Genomic DNA, 17,947 nt, shown 5'->3' on the forward strand with positions numbered 1-17,947 from the left:
AATGACGAAAAATTAAAGCGGCTCGCGCACGCCGAGCCCGTGCATGAAGCGTTCCCGGATCTGCACGGGATCGCGCCTCGTGGCGCCGACGCCGGGCTTGTCGTCGATGCGGACCGCGATCAGGCTCGGCTCGGTGGCGGACATCGCCGCCTCGACCAGGCGCTCGAAATCCTCCTCGTCCGCGGCCCATGCGCTGTTTGCGAGGCCGGAGCCTGCGGCGATGGCAACGATGTCCGCGACGCTGGCCGCGGGCGTCGGCTGTGCGCCGGTGATCTGGTAGATGCCATTGTCCATCACGATCATGATGAGGTTCTTCGGCTTCAACGTCGCGATCGTCGACAGCGCGCCGAGCTGCATCAACAGCGAGCCGTCGCCCTCGAGCGCGAGGACGCGGCGGTCGGGCTGCGCCAGTGCGACGCCGAGCGCGATCGGGAAGGCCAAGCCCATGCTCCCCAGCATGTAGAAATTCTGCGGGCGGTGGCCGGCGGCCCAGAGGTCGAAATTGGTGTTGCCGATGCCGCCGATCACGGCCTCCTCGTGCTTGAGCTTGCCGATCAGGCGCGAGGTGACGTCGAAGCGGTTCATCACCTTTGTGTTGCGATTGTCCATGGCTCGCCTCACTTGTCGAACGTCTTGCCGCCGGTGAGCAGCGGGTTGAGGATCAGCGCCACCGGCGCCTGCGTGGTGACGGCCTGCTTGATCGAGCGGTCGGCGATGAACTCGAGCTCGTCGAGCCGGGTGATGGTGTGATGCTCCAGCGCCAGCGAATCCAGCACCGGACGCATGGTGCGGCAGACCAGCGACTGGCCGTAGTTGAACTCGCCGAGCGTCCCGCGCTCGGACACGAACATGATCAGCGGGATCTGGTAGGGCACCGCGAGCGAGGCGAGCACGTTGGCGAGCGTGGCAAAGCCGGAGGTCTGCATCAGTATCGCGCCACGTCGACCGCCCATCCAGGCGCCGGAGACGATGCCGACGGCTTCCTCCTCGCGCGCGGTAGCGAAAGTGGTGAAGAACGGATCGGCGTGCAGGTTCTTGATCAGGAGCGTCAGCACGCGGTCGGGCACGTAAGGGACGAGGCTGATCTCGTTCCGCTTCAGGGTTTGCAGGACGATGCCGTGCCAGCTGTTGTCGCCCGCCGCCGGCGTCGCCTGCTGTTCCGCAATCGCCATCGCGTCCTCCCTTGGCGTATTTTCTCGAGCCGCGCATGCTTCTTGGTTATGGCCGTCGCGGCTGTCCGAACTTGACGGAGCGGGTAGGATTGTCAACATGTCGGGGCGGCACCGTGATCTGCGCCAGACGGCCTGCCGTGGCCGGCACCGCCGTGCCATAAGCGGCGACAATTAGAAAACGGGAGGGGGCACGGACGGGCGCGCATCGCGCTGACCTTGCGGATCTCCCTCGATAGCCGGAAGGGTCCTGATGTCCGTCAACAGCAAGCGCGTCTTCTACGTCAAATATTTGGCCAATCCGGTCTATATCGATATCCTGAAGGCGCGGCCTGACGTCCGGCTCGATCGCATCGAGAACGAGAGTCCCGAGGACTTCTACGCGCCGATCATGAGCGCGGCGCATGTCTACCAGATCGGCGCCGCCCGGGACGAACTCGCCCCGCATTTCCATGTCGATGCCGCCTTGCTGAAGCGTACGCCGAACCTGCTGCTGGTCTCCAGCAATGGCGCGGGCTTCGACCCCGTCGATGTCGAGGCCTGCACCGACGCGGGTGTGCTGGTCGTCAACCAGTCCGGCGGCAATGCCCATTCGGTTGCCGAGCACGCGCTGGCGATGATGCTGACGCTGTCCAAGCGCATCATCCAGTCCGATCGCAAGCTGCGCCGGGAGCGCGACGTCAACCGCAACGATCTGGTCGGAAACGAGGTCGAACACAAGACCGTCGGCATCATCGGCCTCGGCAATGTCGGCCGGCGCATCGCCGCGCTGTGCAAGGGCCTGCTCGGCATGAAGGTGCTGGCCTACGACCCCTATTTGTCGGCCGAAGTGATGGCCGAGCGCGGCGGCGAGAAGGTCGAGCTCGACGAGCTGTTGCGCCGTGCCGATTTCGTCTCGATCTCTTGCCCGCTCGACAAGGGCAGCCGCAACATGATCAGCACGCGCGAGTTCGCGCTGATGCAGCCGCATGCGTATTTCATCACCACGGCGCGCGGCTTCATCCACGACGAGGATGCGCTGCTCCAGGCCTTGCGCGACAAGCGTATCGCGGGTGCCGGCCTTGACGTCTGGTCCAAGGAGCCGCCGCCGCCGGAACATCCGCTGCTTCAGTTCGACAATGTGCTGGCGAGCCCCCATACCGCTGGGGTGACCATCGAGGCGCGCCAGAACATGGGCCGCATCGCCGCCGAGCAGGTCCTGGACACGCTCGACGGCAAGCGCCCGCCGCGCATCATCAATCCCGAGGTCTGGCCGCGCTATGCGGAGCGCTTCAAGCAGGCGTTCGGCGTGATGCCGGGGTAGGGGCAGCCAGATTACCATTCCGGGGATGACGACGCGGCGAGGAATCGCCCGATCTTGATCCGCGTCAAAATCTCCTTTCCCGGTCCGGCTTAAATGGGACTAGAGTGCCCCCGGGGGGCGCAGGAGGTCCCATGTCTATCTATGTCGTCAGGTTCATGAAGAACGTGCTCGGCGAGTACGGTCGGCAGAGCGAGGTTTGCCAGGGTACGCTGGAGATCGACGCCGCCGATGAGGACGAGGCCAGGGAGCAGGCGAAGGCCAGGTTCTGCAAGGACCAGGCACTACATCACTGGTCGCTGCATGCCGACCGCATCCATGTGAAGCCGGCTGATTTTCCGTCGTGAGGCCTATTGTTTGAGCATGATCTTTCGGAGAACCACTGCACTTTTCCGGATCATGCCCTAGCGGCCCGGCGCCGTCACCGGCGGGGGCGCCGTCGATCCGGCGCCGAGCGATCGCTGCACCATGACGGTGTCGGACCAGCGGCCATGGCGGTAGGCCACGCCGCAGAGCAGGCCGGCGCGCGCGAAGCCGAACCGCTCGTGCAGCGCCAGTGAGGGCGCGTTGTCGGCATCGATATAGCCGATCATCTGGCGGAAGCCGGCAGCCGCACAAGCATCGATCAATTCCTGCAGCAGCAGCCGTCCGACCCCACGGCCGAGTTGCTCGTGGTGGACGTAGATCGAATGCTTGGCCGTGTAACGATAGGCCGGACGCTTGCGGAACAGCACCGCGTAGGCATAGCCGACCACTTCGCCGCGAAAGGTTGCGACCAGATGCGGCAGGCGGGTCTGCTTGAGGTTCTTGCGCCGGTCGCGCAGATCGTCCGGCTCGGGCGCGCCGGTTCCTTCGACCTCGCGCGCCACGCCATTGCGGACGTGATGGCGGTAGATCGCCAGCATCGCCTCGACATCACTCTCGCGCGAGGGGCGGACCCAAACGGGTTCGTCACTTGCGCGCGCAACTGTTTCGTTCATCGGCACCTACTCGGCGACGACGTAAGTATAGAGCCCGATGCGCCCCTGGGCATCGATCTCCTTGTAGACGCCCTGGATTTCCACATCGAAGCCTGGAAAATTGTTGAAACAGGCTTCGAACATCTTGAGATAATCCACCATGGGCTTCGCCCGTTCCGTCAGCCGCTCGCCGGGCACGATGGTGGCGATGCCGGGGGGATAGACCACGAAGGGTGTGGTGGCGATGCGGCCCGCAATCGCCTCGATCGGGAGGTAGTCGACATCGTTCTTGAACAGATAGCGCGCGGCATCGCGCGGCGACATCGCAATTTCCGGCATGTGCTCCGGCATGAACTGTCGCGCCTGGAGAGTGCTGACATCGGCCGCGCGGAAGAAGCGGTGCATCTCGCCGCAGAGATCGCGCAAGCGCACGCCGGCGTAGCGGGCCTGCCGCCGCTGGTAAAATTCCGGGATGGCGTCGGCCAGCAGTGCGTTGTCGTCGTGCAGCCTCTTGAACGCGACGAGGCCGGAGATCAACGTGCCGGCCTTGCTGGCTTCGACGCCGGGGGTGAGCAGGAAGAGCAGGGAGTTGAGGTCGTTCTTCTCGGGGACGATGCGGTTCTCGCGCAGATATTGCGCCACGACGGGAGCGGGGATGCCGTGCTCGGCATAGGCGCCGGTGGTGCGGTCGAATCCTGGCGTCAGCAGCGTCAGCTTGTTCGGATCGGTCATGGCAAAACCTTCCGTGAGGTCGGGAAAGCCATGCCAGTTCGCATCGGGCGAGAGCTGCCACAGCGCGGCATTGGTGGCGAGCTCATCGGTGGAGAGGGTTTCCCAGGCGACGTTATGCGCGGCACCGGGGCGGCCGACATCGGGAATGGCGACGCGGTCGGGAACGAAGGGTTCGAAGAACCAGCGCCGGTCCGGGTTCTGCTCCTTCTCCTCGAACTCCCGGCGCATCGCGCGGATCTTCTTGCGAAGCTCGATGCCGAGGCGGATCGTGTCGTCCCACAGCACCTCGCCGGAGCGGCCCTTCATCATCTGGGCGCCGACGTCGAGCGAGGCGAACAGCGGATAGAACGGTGACGTGGAGGCGTGCTGCATGAAGCTTTCGTTGAAGCGTCGGTGCTCGACGCGCCGCTTCTGGCCGCGGATGTGGCGGTCCTTGATGTGGATCTGCGAGGCCTGCGAAAAGCTCGCAAGCTGTTTGTGGGTCGACTGCGTCGCGATGATGCCCGGTGCTTCCGGGGGGAGGTTCGTCAGCCCCATGGCGAAGCGGCCGGCATAGAGCGGGTGAAATTTCATGAATCCGGCCCAGGCCTCGTCGAACAGGATGTATTCGCAGAGATGGCCGATACGCTTCAGGATCATCTCGGCGCTGTGGATCGTACCGTCATAGGTGCACTGTTCGACAACGGCGACGCGGAACGGCCGCTCCTTGCGCCAGGCCTCCTTGTCCGTGACCAGCGGGTGGTTGCGGATAGCCTCGCGCAGCGCTTTCTCGTCGAGCACGTCCCATCGCATCGGGCCGATCAGGCCCCAGGAATTGCGGATGGTCGGCACGTAAACCGGAACGCCGCCGTTGATCATCAGGGCGCCGTGATGGGCGGCCTTGTGATTGTTGCGGTCGAACAGCACGAGGTCGCCGTCGGTGACGAGGGCGCCGAGCGCGACCTTGTTCGAGGTCGAGGTGCCGTTGAGCACGAAATAGGTCTTTTCCGCACCGAAGATCTGCGCGGCTTCCTTCTGGGCCTTCAGCGCCGGTCCTTCATGGGTGAGGAGGTCGCCGAGATCGAGCACGGAATTGTCGAGGTCGTCGCGGAACACGGATTCGCCGAGATGCTCGACGAAGACCCGGCCGATCGGGCTGCGATTGTAGAACACGCCGCCATTGTGGCCCGGGCAGGTCCAGAGCTGGTTTCCCTCCTCGGCATAGTCGACGAGGGCGCCAAAGAACGGCGTCTTCAGCGTCTCGGCATATTGCTTGAGCCGGCTGATCAGATTCTTGGCGATGAAGGGCGGGGTTTCCTCGGAGAGGAAGACATAGCCGTCGATGAAGTCGAGCACCTCGACCGGCAGGTCCTCGAAGCGCTTGCGCCGGATCAGGAGGATGATCGGGAAGTCGAGGCCGCGGCGCCGCATCAGGTTGATCAGGGCCGACGTCTTGCCTTCCAGTCCCTTCTTGCCCCAGTCCACCACCATGCAGCCGATTGCGGCATCGGTCTGCACTGCCATCTCGGCATCTTCCAGCTTGCGGGCCCGGACCACCTCGAAACCGGAGCGCTGGATCTCCTCGATGATCTGGTTGAAGCGAATGCCCTCGAGGTCATCGGCATCGAATGCGGGTGCGGCGAACAAGAAGTTGAAGCGCTTGAAATAGTCCATGATCTGTCCCGAATGTGCAGAAGATACAGCTCTGTGCACAATCGATGACACCTGGATGACAGGCCTCGAGTGCCGCGGCAAGATTGGACTGCCGCTTCACTCCAGCAGCTTGTCCAGCGTGATCGGGAAGCGCCGGATGCGCTTGCCGGTGGCATGATAGACTGCATTCGCAATCGCTGCAGGCACCCCGACGATGCCAATCTCTCCGAGCCCCTTGATACCAAGCTTGTTGATCCGCTCGTCCGGTTCGTCGACGAAAATGACATTGATGTCGTGAATGTCAGCATTCACGGGAATGTGGTACTCGGCGATGTTCGCGTTCATGATACGGCCGAAGCGGTGATCGATCTGCGTTTCCTCGTGAAGTGCCATTCCGATCCCCCAGACCACGCTGCCCATGATCTGGCTGCGGCCGGTCTTCGTGTTCAGGATGCGGCCGGCAGCAACCGCGCTCACGACCCGCGTCACGCGGATCACGCCGAGCTCCTCGTCGACCTTCACTTCGGCGAAAACCGCCGAATGCGTATTGCGGGCGTGCGATTTGTCCTCGGCGAACTCGTTCAGCCTCTCCTTTTCGATCCGCTCGATCTTGCCGTGGCGCATAACGTCGGCAATAGAGACAGCAGCCGCGTTCTTGCCATTGCTCGCGATCATGCCGTTGGCCAAGGTGACATTGTGCATCTCGATGTCAGCCAGCGGAGAATCCGGCATCGCCTTCGCAAGCCGCGCGAGCTCCTGGCGAATGTCTTCCGCTGCTGCCAACACGGCGTGCGCGCTGGATGCCGCCATCCAGGAGCCGCCTTCGACGGGAGCTTGCGGCAAGATCGAGTCGGCGAGCCTGACGCTGATGTTCTCAATCGGCAGGCCCAGGGCATCCGCCGCGACCTGCGCCACGATGGTATAGGTGCCAGTGCCAATATCAGAGGCGGCGCAGGAGACCTCGGCACGGCCGTTTGCCGTCAACACGATACGGGCGGCAACAGGCATCTGCAGTGCTTCCCAAACCCCCGTTGCCATGCCCCAGCCGATCAGTTCCTTGCCGTCGCGCATGGAGCGGGGTGTGGGATCGCGGCTGCTCCAGCCGAACGCTTCCGCGCCGCGGGCGTAGCATTCGCGCAGCTTCTTGCTGGTGTAGGGCAGGTCTTCGCTCTGGTCGCGATCCGAGTAGCACTTCAGCCGCAGCTCGATCGGATCCAGCTTGAGCGCGACCGCCAATTCGTCCATGGCGCATTCGAGCGCACAGACGCCCGATGCTGCGCCCGGTGCCCGCATATCGCAGGGCGTCGAAACGTCAAGATCGACCAGCTTGTGGGCAAAGTGGGTGTTCGGGCTCTTGTAGAGCTGCTCGGCCCAGCCCGTGTCGTTGCGCGAAAAATCCTCGTAGCGTGAGGTCATTGCGATAGCTTCGTGGGTGATGGCATCAAGCGTGCCATCCGGCCTTGCCCCGAGCGCAACGCGTTCGATGGTCATGGGGCGATAGCCCAGGCCGTACATCTGCTGCCGCGTCAGCACGACGCGAACCGAACGCTTGAGCGCGAGCGTGGCCATCGTGGCCAGCACGACCTGGTACTGCGGCCGCAGGCCGGAACCGAAGGCGCCACCGACATAGGGCGAAAGTACGCGAATCTCCTCGGGCTTCTTGCCGAACACGCTGCAGAGATACTTCTGCACGTTCTGAACGCCTTGCGTCTTGTCGTATACCGTGAGCTTGCCGTCCTCCCAGACCGTCGTCGTCGCATAGAGCTCCATCGGATTGTGATGCTCGGTCGGAACGAGGTAATCCGCTTCGTGGCGCAAGCCGGCGACGGCAAGCGCTGCCTTGGCGTCGCCGCGCGGCTTGTGCGGCTTGTCCATCTCGTTGGCACTGCCGCGTTCGGCCTCGAGATCGGTCACGAACTCAAGCTGCTCGTAGTCGATCCGCACGAGCGTAGCGGCGAACTTCGCGGTTTCCCATTCCTCGGCAAGGACGAGCGCAATCGGCTGTCCGTTGAACTTGATCATGTCGTCATAGAGCGGCCGGAACGGCGAGCCCTCCGGAGCCACTTCGTCCTTCCAGGCTTCGTCCTTGTCCGCGAGGGGAGGACGATTGGCGTGCGTGAGCACGTCGAGAACCCCGGCGACTTTCAGCGCCTCGTGAGTATCGATGCGCACGATGCGACCGCGCGGTATGGTGGCCTCCACCACGAAGCCATGGACCAAGCCGTTGGCGCTGAATTCGCCGGCGTACTTCGCGGCTCCGGTGACCTTGGCCCGGCCGTCGACGCGCGAGGTTGGTGTTCCGACATAGGCGTTCATCCGGCCCTCATGCGATCTTCTTGTGAGCTTGTGATTGCGGCCTGGCACTCGCGGCCTGCATCAGCGTTCGCACGATGGCGCGACGGGACAGCTCGATCTTGAATTCGTTATGGGAACGGGCAGTCGCCCCCTGCAGCAGCAGATCGGCGGCGTGTCCGAAATGGTCCGGTGTAGCCGCCTGGCCCCGCAATGCTGCTTCGGCCTCGAGGTTTCGCCAGGGCTTGTGAGCCACGCCGCCGAGTGCCAGGCGCGCTTCGCTGATCGCGTTGCCCTCCAGCTCGAGCGCGGCTGCGACCGAGACCAATGCAAAGGCATAGGACAGCCGGTCGCGGATTTTCAGATAGCTGTAGTTCCGGGTAAAACCGCGCGGCGGCAGCTCAATTGCCGTAATGATCTCGCCACTGCCGATATTCGTATCGAGATGAGGCTTGTCGTCCGGGAGCCGGTGGAAATCCGTCAACGCGATGGTGCGCTGACCCGAGGGGCCTGCGATGTGGACCAGCGCGCCGAGCGCGGCCAGCGCCACGCTCATGTCGGATGGGTTGGTCGCAATGCAGGACTTGCTGGTGCCGAGGATCGCATGGTTCCGGTTGAGGCCATCGAGCGCCGAGCAGCCTGTGCCAGGGCTCCGCTTGTTGCAAGGTGTGGCCGTGTCATAAAAGTAGGAGCAGCGCGTTCGTTGCATCAGATTGCCGCCGACCGAGGCCATGTTGCGCAGTTGCGCGGAGGCGCCGGCCAGGATGGCGCTGGCGAGGAGGGGGTAGCGCTGCTCGATCAAGGGGTGGTAGGCGAGGTCCGAATTCGGCACCAGGGCGCCGATGCGCAGACCGCCGCCGGCGGTCCCCTTGATGTCGCGGAGCGGAAGGCGGGAGATGTCGATGAGCCGCGAGGGCCGTTCGACATTCTCCTTCATCAGATCGATCAGGTTGGTGCCGCCGGCAATCAGCTTCGCGCCGGGATCGGCGGTGAGCAGGCGAATGGCGTCGGCAACGTCGCTTGCGCGGGAATAATCGAAATTGTTCATGACCGGCTCATTGCCTGCTCGATCGCAGCCACGATGTTGGGATAAGCGCCACAGCGGCAGAGGTTTCCGCTCATGAGCTCCCGGATCTCGTCGGCATCTCGCGCATGACCTTCGGCCAGCAGGCCGGCGGCCGAGCAAATCTGTCCCGGCGTGCAATAGCCGCACTGAAAGGCATCGTGGTCGATGAAGGCCTGCTGCAGGGGATGCAACGTGCCGTCCCTGGCCAAGCCTTCGATCGTCGTGATCTCGGCGCCATCCTTCATGACCGCGAGGGTCAGGCAGGAATTGACCCGTCTTCCGTCGACCAGCACGGTACAGGCGCCGCATTGGCCGTGATCGCAGCCTTTCTTGGTGCCGGACAGCTCCAGACGGTCACGCAGCGCATCGAGGAGCGTGGTCCACGGCACGATTTCGAGCGTGCGCCTTTCGCCATTGACGACGAGGTTGATCGGAATACGTTCGGGGATCGTCGTGTCGGCCATAATCTTTTTCCTTGCGGAAGGGCCGGGCTGGGCAAATTGTGGGAGTGACGCACGAATGCGCTGCCACCGCTGGCCGATACCGCCCAACGGATGACGCGGCGCTTGGTTCCAGACCGATTCTTCCGGCCGGATGGCGAGGTCAGCGCTTGGCTCGGAGAGCCTTGGGCTGGAGCTTGCGCCGATGGGGAGTGGGTTGGCCGCGTAAAGGCGGCTATACCGGCTTGCGGTGCCGGCTGCCAAGAGCGGTTTCGATGGTCTCGGGCCGCTCGATGCGTTCGATCAGCATGTCGATGCGGTCGCCGCCCCAGAACAACTCGCCGTTGAACACCATGGTGGGAACGCCGAACACGCCGAGTGCCTCGGCCTCATCAATGATGCGATCGTGCTCGGCGCGTGCGGAGCCGTTGACATATGCCTCGAACTCGACGGACGAGCCGCCGCACGATGCGATGATATCCGCGATCGCGGCGAGGTCGTCGATCTCCAGCTCATGACTCCAGAATTTGCGAAATACCATGTCGTGATAGGGCCGGAAGAAGCCGTGGTGTTGGGCGAACAGCATGCCCACGCTCGAATAGAAGGCGTCGTAGATGCGCCGCGGTCCTTTCATGACGAGGCCCTGCGCATTGGCGAAGCGCCGAGCGTCCATATAGGCGTAGCGAACCTTGCGCCAGAAATGCGGCGTGCGCTCCTCGACTGTGCCCATGAACTCGGCGACGCGCAGCGTATAGGGCAGCCATTCGAGTTCGACACCGTGCGTGTCTTCGAGCTCGAACAGGCGCTTGTTGGCGACGAAAGCGTAGGGGCTCTTGTAGTCGGTATAGACGCGTATAAGTGGCTTCGGCACGGCGAGTCCCTCTATGCTTTCGTCAGCCGGTACTGCCCCAGATCCGGGTCATGCGTCATGCGCCAGTAATCCACGAACCGCCAGGGCATGGCCGAAAACACGCGTCCGCTCGCGTTGCGGTAGTAGGTGCTCATGCCCGGATGGGTCCAGATCATGGTCTCGTGCTCGGCATCGACCTTGCGGACGTAATCGTCGAGCACGTCCGGGCGGACATCGATCGCTGCGACGTCTTGCTCGATCATCTCGGCGAGACACGCCGAGATGTAGCGGCTCTGGCATTCCGACTGGAAGATGACGCTGCCGCCATGCGCGGGGCCGGAGTTCGGGCCGAGCATGCAGAAGAAGTTGGGGAAGTCGGGCACGGTGAGGCCGAGGAACGCCGTCGGATTGTCGTTGGCCCAGGCCTGGCGCAGATCCTTGCCGTCGCGTCCGCTGATGTTGAGGCGCGCCGCCATCTCCGTCACCTTGAAGCCGGTGGCGACCACGATGATTTCGGCGGGACGGTGCTGGCCGTCGGCGGTGACGATGCCGGTCTCGTCGAAATGATCGATCGCGTCGGTGACGAGGCCCACGTTCGGTCGCCTCAAGGTCTTGAACCAGTTGTTGTCGAGCAAAATGCGCTTGCCGTAGGGCGGATAGGTCGGCATGCATTTCTCGATCAGGTCCGGCCGGCCCTGCAGTTCCGACAGGATGAAGTCGGTCAGCTCCTGGCGGTGCCGGTCGTTGCCCTTGTTGACGGCCCGCTCGGGATGCGGCCAGGCCGGGTCCTTGCGCAGAAATGGCAAGAGGCCGTCGCCATAGCGCCAGAACATGTTGAAGCGGTACCACTGCACATAGAACGGAAGGTGCGCCAGCAGCCAGCGCGCGCCCTCGCTGATCGGATCGGCATAGCCCTTCACAGGCCGCGCCCATTGCGCGCTGCGCTGATAGACCGTGACCGAGGCGACGCGGTCCGCGATCGACGGCACCAGCTGCATCGAGGTCGCGCCGGTGCCGATCACGGCGACATGCTTGCCGTCGATGTCGATGTCATCGGACCACAGCGCCGAATGCAGGATCGTTCCCTTGAACTCGTCCTCGCCTTTGAACCGGGCGCGCGAGGGGTCGTTGAGCTGGCCGATGGCCGAGACCAATGCGGTGGATTCGAAGGTTTCTTCACCGTTGCTGGTTTTGAGCGTCGAGATCCAGCGCCGCTTGCTTTCGTCCCAGCGCGACGAGGTCAGCTCGGTGTTGACGCGCAGATGCTTGCGGATGCCGTACTCTTCCGCGACCTTCTGGAGATAGCCGAGCAACTCCTCGCGCTGGCAGAAATAGCGGGTCCATGCATTCCCCGAGCCGAACGAATAGGAATAGGAGTGGTTTGGCGTATCGACGCCGCAGCCGGGATAGCGGTTGATCCACCAGGTGCCGCCGAGTTCGGCGTTCTTCTCGACGATGGTGTAGGGAATGCCGAGATGGCCGAGCGCGACGCCGAGCGCGATGGCGCAAACGCCGGCACCGACGATCAGCACGTGCTGCTCGGCGAGCTTGTCGTTCGACGGCTGCTTGGTCCAACGCGGCTCGCGCGCCACAAAGCCCATCTCCTCGCGCATCAGCGGGGCATATTCCGGCGCGACGTTCTCGCCGAGGCAGGCGCGCATCATCGTCAGTAGCAGCTCTTCGCCGGGATCGGCGATGGCGGGCTTCGGCGTGCCATCGGCAAAGAGTTTGACGACAGCGGCGCGGATCTCGTCCTGGATTTCCTGCGGCACGCCGGCCTCGGGATCGGGGATCAGGCGGATGTCGCGCTTGGGCAAGTACGGCGGCGCGAGCCATTTCTCATCGCCAGTCATGTGCACCAGCACCATCAGGAGGCAGCGGATGTCGCCTTCTGCGATGGTCGAGGCAAGGTCGAGCGGCCTGTGCGGAGCTTCGATATTCATGGTGTGTCCTGGTCTCCGGACGTGGTGAAGAGCCCGCGCGTCATCAGCTTGCGATAGGCGGAGATGACGTGCTCGGGCACGGCGGTGACGCCGTCGGCGGAATAGGAGTAGCGGCGGCTGAGATAGCCGCGCGCGCCCATCAGCATGTGGACGATCGCCTCGAACTCGTCGTCGCTGTAATCCTCGATCGCGCCTGCGCCTCGCGCGCGACGCAAAATGCGGACATAGGCGACCGAGATGTTGTCGAGATGCTTCTGATAACCGATCGGTGCGAAGAACTCGGCCTCGTTGAGGATGCGCAGAAACTCCGGCACCTCGCGAATGAAGTCGAAGAAGGCCGAGAAGCGCGCTATCTCCTGCCGCGCCGCATCCGCGGTGCCGGTGCGGGCGCGGATGAAACCGACCATGTCGAGGCCGATCTTCGGCAGCAACTGGTCGAGCAGCTCCTGGCGGTTCTCGAAATGATTGTAGAAGGTGCCTTGCGCGACGCCGGCCTGCTCGGTGATGCGGGCGACGGAGGCTTCGGCATAGCCATGCTTGCCGACGACCTTGGTGGCGGCCTCGAAGATCTTCTGCTTGGTCCAGGCGTTGCGCTCGACGCGGTTGAGCTTTGTCACCTTGGCGTTCACTTGCGTCATTCAGACCTCTCCAGCTCGGCACGCAGCACGCGCTTGAGAATCTTTCCGGATGGATTGCGCGGGAGGCCGTCGCGGATGATCAGCTGTTTCGGCACCTTGAAGCTCGCGAGCCGGGCGCGACAATGCTCGGTGAGGGCAGGGAGCTCGAGCCTGGCGCCCTCGATCAGCACGACGATCGCGACCGGCCGCTCGCCCCAGCGGGCGTCGCGCAGGCCGATCACCGCGACTTCGCGCACCTCGGGCAATTCATGGATGACGCGTTCGACCTCAGAGGAGGCGATGTTCTCGCCGCCGGAGATGATCATGTCCTTCTTGCGGTCGGTGAGGTACAGGAAGCCATCTTCGTCGAGATAGCCGATGTCGCCGCTGCGGAACCAGTCGCCGAAGAAGGCGGCGGCCGTCTTGTCCGGATCCTTCCAGTAGCCGCGCGTGATCTTCGGTCCCCGCAGGCAGATCTCGCCGTTGACGTTGGCCGGCAACGTATTGCCGTCCTCGTCGCGGATCTCGATCTCGACATGGGCGATAGCGCGCCCTGTCGAGCCGATCTTCTCGATCTCGCGACCGGCCTCCATGAAGGTATCGCCGCCGACGGTTTCGGTGAGGCCATAGGCGTCGATGTAGCGCGCGTTGTGGAAATGGTCAGAGAAGGCGCGGATGCGCAGCTCCGGCGTCTTCTCGCCGCCGCCGATCGCCCATTGCAGGCTGGAGACGTTGTAGCGATCACGCGTCGGGCAGGTGAGCATCGCACTGGTCATGACAGGTGCGAACCAGGCGGCGTTGAGCTTGTCCTCGGCAATCGCCGCAAGCGCGGTCTCCGGCTCGAAATTGCGTTCGATGCGGATGAAGCCGCCATGCCAGAGCACGGCGATGCCGGGCAGATCGAGCGCGCCGACGTGATAGAGCGGGCCGACGACGAGAAGGCGCGTCTCGGCGCTGAGGCCGAGCGCGATCGTCTGGTCGGCGGACTTCCAGTAGAAGTTATCGTATGTGAGCATCACGCCCTTGGGGCGGTCGGTTGTGCCCGAGGTATACATCAGCCGCATCAGGTCGGCTGGCGCGCGGACATGCATCGGCGCGGGCGGCGCATCGCCTGCGAGATGCGTGAGGCTCTGCTGTGCGGCTTCGTTCAGAACGAGGGTCTTCGCACCCGCTGCATTGGCGGCGAGTTCTTCATCGGCAATCAACAGCCGCGCGCCGGCATTGCCGGCGATGTAGCCGACCTCGTCGCGGGAGAGGCGGAAGTTGATCGGCAGGAACACCGCGCCGAGATGGCTGGTGGCGAAGACGAGCTCCAGGAACGCGGCGCTGTTCTTCATCAGCACCGCCACGACATCGCCGGCGCCGATGCCTTGCGCGGCGAGCCAGCCTGTCACCGTCCGGACACGAGCATCGAACGCCACGTAGGAAATCTCCTCGCCGCGATATTTCAGCGCGGGCCGGTCCGGCGTGCGCCGGGCGTGAAAGGCGCTGAAGCTCGAAAGATTGATCATTGCGCGGATTTTGGGCCGCCTGCGGCCTCGTTGCCTTCCTCGATGAATTCTGACTCGTAATTCATCTTTGGCTTGACGTCACCCCCCACCCTCTGAAATCCTCCGGAATACGGAGACGACACGATCTCCGACAGGGATTTGGAAACGCCGACCCGAAAGAGGGAGGGGACAATGACGAGAACCCGCACGCCGGGCATCAGCCGCCGTTCAACGCTGGCGCTGATGGGCGCCGGTGCGATGAGTGTTGCCGCGCCCTGGGTGGCGCGTGCGCAAGCCAAGACCATCAAGATCGGCATGCCGACGATCCTGTCAGGCCGCGTGGCGCAGCTCGGCACGTCCTCGCGCAATGCGGTGATGCTCGAGGTCGACAAGGTCAACGCCGCCGGCGGCCTTGCCGGCCGGCAGATCGAGATGGTGATCCGCGACTCCAAGGGCCAGCCGCAGGAAGCCGCGCGCGTCGCGCGCGAACTCGTCAACACCGACGGCTGCGAGCTGCTGCTGGACGGAGAGGCCTCGTCCGGATCGTTCGCAGTGCACGAGGTCGCACGCGATCTCGGCGTGCTCTGCATCCACACCTGCTCGGAAGCCTCCTCGCTGACGGCCGATCCGAAGCAGCACATCCCGAATGCGTTCCGCTGCGTGCGCCAGGGCATCCACGATTCCATCGTCGGCGGCAGCTACGCCGCCGCGATCGCCAAGACCAAGGGCTTGAAGAAATGGGCGACCTGTTCGCCCGATTATGCCTATGGCCGCGACACCACCGGCGAGTTCACGCTGTATTTGAAGCGTTTCGCCCCTGATGTGGAGATCATCAGCGAGTCCTGGCCGAAGCTGTTCCAACCCGACTACACCGAGGTGGTGACCAAGATCCTGCAAGCCAAGCCGCAGGCGCTTTATTCCTGCCTGTGGGGCGGCGATCTCACCTCCTATATCGACCAGGCCAACATCTACGCGATGTTCAGCCAGATGGAGGTGTTCGCGGTCAACATGGCCGACTACACCGCGCTCACCGTGGTGAAGAACCTGCCCAAGGGCATCCACTCCGGCAACCGTTACATCAAGACCTTTCCGACCACGCCGGAAAACGCGGCCTGGGGCGATGCCTACAAGGCGAAGTACAACGAGTATCCGACCAACTGGTCGTGGCAGAACGCGACCGCCGTGATGTTCCTCGCCGAGGCCGCCAAGAAGGCGAACTCGGCGGACGGCAAGAAGATCGCGGAGACGTTGAAGGGCCTCACCATCAAGTGTCCGTTCGGTGCCGACGGCACCGTGACGATGCGCGGCGACGATCACACGCTGGTCGGCTACGCCATCGGCTGGGGCACTACGATTCCGCAGGAGCCGTATGTCCCCGAGGTCAAGGCCGGCGACTGGAAGACGATCTTCGAGCTCGAGGCCGAGTGGAAGAAGAGCAAGGGCTACACCTGATCCGATGCGCAGCGGAGACGGGCGACCGTCTCCGCCATCTCGTTTTCCGCGCCCCGTCAGGCGCGCCGCAATGAAAGTGCTCCCGTGGATCTCGACGCGCTTGCCGGTTGCCTCTCCAGCTCCGCCTGCCTGGTGACGCAAACCACCAGCGGGCTGATCATCGGCATGCTGCTGTTCCTGGTCGCGGTCGGGCTGACGTTGATTTTCGGCGTGCTCAAAGTGGTCAATTTCAGCCACGGCGCCTTCTACATGTTCGGCGCCTATTTCGCGATGACCGCCTATCAGTTCACCGGCAGTTTCGCCCTCGCGATGCTCGCAGGCGCGGCCGGCACGGCCATTCTCGGCCTGATCTTCGAGCGCGTCTTCATGAGCCGCGTCTATGGCGCCGACGTATTGATGCAGCTCCTCGTCTGCTATGCTTTCGTGCTGATCTTCGACGATGTCGTACGCCTGATCTGGGGGCCCGAATTCAAGTCGATGGGCATGCCGTCCGCATTCCAGGTGATGCCGCTGTTCATCGCCGGCGGCGTGGTGCCGCCTTATTATCTGCTGCTGATCGGCGTCGCGCTGGTCGCAGCGATCGTGCTCGGCATCGGGCTGTCGCGCAGCCGCATCGGCAAGGTGATTCGCGCCGCCGCGCAGAATCCAGGCATGGTGTCCGCGCTCGGCATCAACACCGGCCTGATCTATGGCGGCGTGTTCGCGCTCGGCGGCATGCTGGCGGGGCTCGCGGGTGCGCTCGCCGCGCCGGTCCGCTCGCTGACCCCGGGGATGGGATTTTCGGTGCTGATCGAATCCTTCATCGTCACCGTGATCGGCGGAATGGGCTCGATCCTGGGTGCCCTGATCGGCGCGCTGCTGCTCGGCCTGATCAGGTCCTACGGCTCGCTCGGCTTTCCCTTGTTCACGGAAGGCCTGATGTACCTGTTCATGGTGATCGTGCTGGTCTCAAAACCCACCGGCCTGTTCGGCAAGGAGGCGGCATGACCGAGCTCGAGGCCGGACGCGCCGGGACGCTGGCGCCTGTGCACGGCGGCGCCGCGCTTGGGCGCTATCGCGACATCCTTATCGCGCTGATCGCTTTTGCCGTGCTGGCGAGCCTGCCGCTGTTCACGGGCAGCAAGGCGCTGCTCGATTTCGTCATCCGCTGCTCGGCTTACGGCCTGTTCGCGACTTCGCTCAACCTGCTCGTCGGCTATACCGGCCTGACCTCGTTCGGCCATGGCATGTTCTTTGGCCTTGGCGCCTACAGCTTCGGCCTGATCATGCAGAAGCTGGCCGTGCCGATTCCCGTCGCGTTCGTGGCGACGCTGGCGATCACGGCGCTGATCGCGGCCGTGATCGGCGCGATCTGCGTGCGGCTGAAGGAGATCTATTTCGCCTTCGTCACGCTCGCCTTCCAGATGCTGATCCATTCGACCATTTTGTCCTGGGCCTCTTTCACCGGCGGCGACCAGGGCCTGCGCGGCGGCATTCCGCGTCCCGCATTCCTCGGGATCAATCTCGCCAACCACGTCCATCTCTACGTCGCGAGCTGCGCGTTGCTGATCCTCGGCCTGCTCGCGATGCGCCAGATCGCGCAATCGCCGTTCGGCTACACCCTGCGAATGATTCGCGACAATGCCGCGCGCGCGAGCTTCCTCGGCATCGACGTCTGGCGCACCAAGCTCACCGTGTTCGTGCTGGCGGCGGTGTTCGCGGCGATGGGCGGCATGGTGATGGCGCTGTTCGTCTCCGGCGCCTATCCGGAATTCGCCTATTGGACCATCTCGGGCGAAGCCATCTTCATCAACATGCTCGGCGGCGTCTCGACCTTCCTCGGGCCGATGGTCGGCACCGTGCTGCTCTTGCTGCTCAACGACACCGTGACGCGGTTCACCGAGTACCATGGGATCGTGCTGGGAATCGTCATCCTGTTCTTCGCGCTGGGCCTGCGCAAAGGCCTGCTGGACTTCGTCGCCGAATGGTTTTCGCAGCGGCGCGACGCAGGCGAGGAGCGCTAGGG

At 63.9% G+C, this 17,947-nt stretch carries 16 protein-coding genes; 5 read left to right on the top strand and 11 right to left on the bottom strand.

The genetic code is table 11. The features are described from left to right. Nucleotides 1-12 precede the first annotated feature (12 nt). Together CIT39_RS12435 and CIT39_RS12440 are read right to left on the bottom strand one after the other, a co-directional pair. Nucleotides 13-609, bottom strand: a complete 597-nt coding sequence (locus CIT39_RS12435) for a thiamine pyrophosphate-dependent enzyme (protein WP_162308467.1) — start codon at nt 607-609, stop codon at nt 13-15. Between the two features lie 8 nt (nt 610-617). Continuing rightward, on the bottom strand, nt 618-1,172 hold the full coding sequence (locus tag CIT39_RS12440) for a thiamine pyrophosphate-binding protein (protein WP_094975041.1): 555 nt from the start codon (nt 1,170-1,172) through the stop codon (nt 618-620). Between the two features lie 250 nt (nt 1,173-1,422). On the opposite strand from CIT39_RS12440, the gene CIT39_RS12445 reads away from it, so the two are divergent. Together CIT39_RS12445 and CIT39_RS12450 are read left to right on the top strand one after the other, a co-directional pair. Next, nucleotides 1,423-2,472 carry a hydroxyacid dehydrogenase gene (locus CIT39_RS12445; protein ID WP_094975040.1) on the top strand — a complete coding sequence of 350 codons (1,050 nt, stop codon included), beginning with the start codon at nt 1,423-1,425 and terminating at the stop codon, nt 2,470-2,472. A gap of 131 nt (nt 2,473-2,603) precedes the next feature. Further along, nucleotides 2,604-2,816, top strand: a complete 213-nt coding sequence (locus tag CIT39_RS12450) for a hypothetical protein (protein WP_094975039.1) — start codon at nt 2,604-2,606, stop codon at nt 2,814-2,816. A 57-nt stretch (nt 2,817-2,873) separates the two neighbouring features. Here CIT39_RS12450 and CIT39_RS12455 read toward each other — a convergent pair whose 3' ends face one another. The 9 genes from CIT39_RS12455 to CIT39_RS12495 form a co-directional block, all read right to left on the bottom strand. Then, nucleotides 2,874-3,449: a GNAT family N-acetyltransferase gene (locus CIT39_RS12455; protein WP_162308468.1), complete on the bottom strand. Its 576-nt coding sequence runs from the start codon at nt 3,447-3,449 to the stop codon at nt 2,874-2,876. A gap of 6 nt (nt 3,450-3,455) precedes the next feature. After that, on the bottom strand, nt 3,456-5,813 hold the full coding sequence (locus tag CIT39_RS12460) for an Orn/Lys/Arg family decarboxylase (protein ID WP_094975037.1): 2,358 nt from the start codon (nt 5,811-5,813) through the stop codon (nt 3,456-3,458). A 96-nt stretch (nt 5,814-5,909) separates the two neighbouring features. Then, entirely contained in the window at nt 5,910-8,108 is a 2,199-nt protein-coding gene (locus CIT39_RS12465) for a xanthine dehydrogenase family protein molybdopterin-binding subunit (protein ID WP_094975036.1), read from the bottom strand. Between the two features lie 7 nt (nt 8,109-8,115). Next, the gene (locus tag CIT39_RS12470) at nt 8,116-9,132 is read right to left on the bottom strand and encodes an FAD binding domain-containing protein (protein WP_094975035.1); all 1,017 of its coding nucleotides are present in this window, start codon (nt 9,130-9,132) and stop codon (nt 8,116-8,118) included. Then, complete coding sequence (locus CIT39_RS12475; protein WP_094975034.1) at nt 9,129-9,614, bottom strand: (2Fe-2S)-binding protein; 486 nt, start codon at nt 9,612-9,614, stop codon at nt 9,129-9,131. Before CIT39_RS12475 ends, CIT39_RS12470 begins: the two co-directional genes overlap by 4 nt. A gap of 211 nt (nt 9,615-9,825) precedes the next feature. Continuing rightward, nucleotides 9,826-10,461, bottom strand: coding sequence for a 2-hydroxychromene-2-carboxylate isomerase (locus CIT39_RS12480; RefSeq protein WP_094975033.1), 636 nt, complete (start codon nt 10,459-10,461; stop codon nt 9,826-9,828). 11 nt (nt 10,462-10,472) lie between these two features. Beyond that, nucleotides 10,473-12,383 (bottom strand): flavin-containing monooxygenase, encoded by a 1,911-nt coding sequence (locus CIT39_RS12485; protein ID WP_094975032.1) that lies wholly within the window; start codon nt 12,381-12,383, stop codon nt 10,473-10,475. Further along, nucleotides 12,380-13,021, bottom strand: coding sequence for a TetR/AcrR family transcriptional regulator (locus CIT39_RS12490; protein WP_094975031.1), 642 nt, complete (start codon nt 13,019-13,021; stop codon nt 12,380-12,382). The genes CIT39_RS12485 and CIT39_RS12490 overlap by 4 nt, the downstream gene beginning before the upstream one ends. Continuing rightward, nucleotides 13,018-14,511 carry an AMP-binding protein gene (locus CIT39_RS12495; RefSeq protein ID WP_094975030.1) on the bottom strand — a complete coding sequence of 498 codons (1,494 nt, stop codon included), beginning with the start codon at nt 14,509-14,511 and terminating at the stop codon, nt 13,018-13,020. Before CIT39_RS12495 ends, CIT39_RS12490 begins: the two co-directional genes overlap by 4 nt. 171 nt (nt 14,512-14,682) lie before the next feature. Here CIT39_RS12495 and CIT39_RS12500 point away from each other — a divergent pair, with 171 nt between their 5' ends. The 3 genes from CIT39_RS12500 (at nt 14,683) to CIT39_RS12510 (ending at nt 17,945) form a co-directional block, all read left to right on the top strand. Next, nucleotides 14,683-15,942 (top strand): ABC transporter substrate-binding protein, encoded by a 1,260-nt coding sequence (locus CIT39_RS12500; protein WP_094975028.1) that lies wholly within the window; start codon nt 14,683-14,685, stop codon nt 15,940-15,942. 84 nt (nt 15,943-16,026) lie between these two features. Further along, the gene (locus tag CIT39_RS12505; protein WP_094975027.1) at nt 16,027-16,929 is read left to right on the top strand and encodes a branched-chain amino acid ABC transporter permease; all 903 of its coding nucleotides are present in this window, start codon (nt 16,027-16,029) and stop codon (nt 16,927-16,929) included. Beyond that, nucleotides 16,926-17,945, top strand: a complete 1,020-nt coding sequence (locus tag CIT39_RS12510) for a branched-chain amino acid ABC transporter permease (RefSeq protein WP_094975026.1) — start codon at nt 16,926-16,928, stop codon at nt 17,943-17,945. The genes CIT39_RS12505 and CIT39_RS12510 overlap by 4 nt, the downstream gene beginning before the upstream one ends. The last annotated feature ends 2 nt before the right edge of the window (nt 17,946-17,947 follow it).

The organism is Bradyrhizobium symbiodeficiens (genome assembly GCF_002266465.3).
GTDB classification, from domain to species: domain Bacteria; phylum Pseudomonadota; class Alphaproteobacteria; order Rhizobiales; family Xanthobacteraceae; genus Bradyrhizobium; species Bradyrhizobium symbiodeficiens.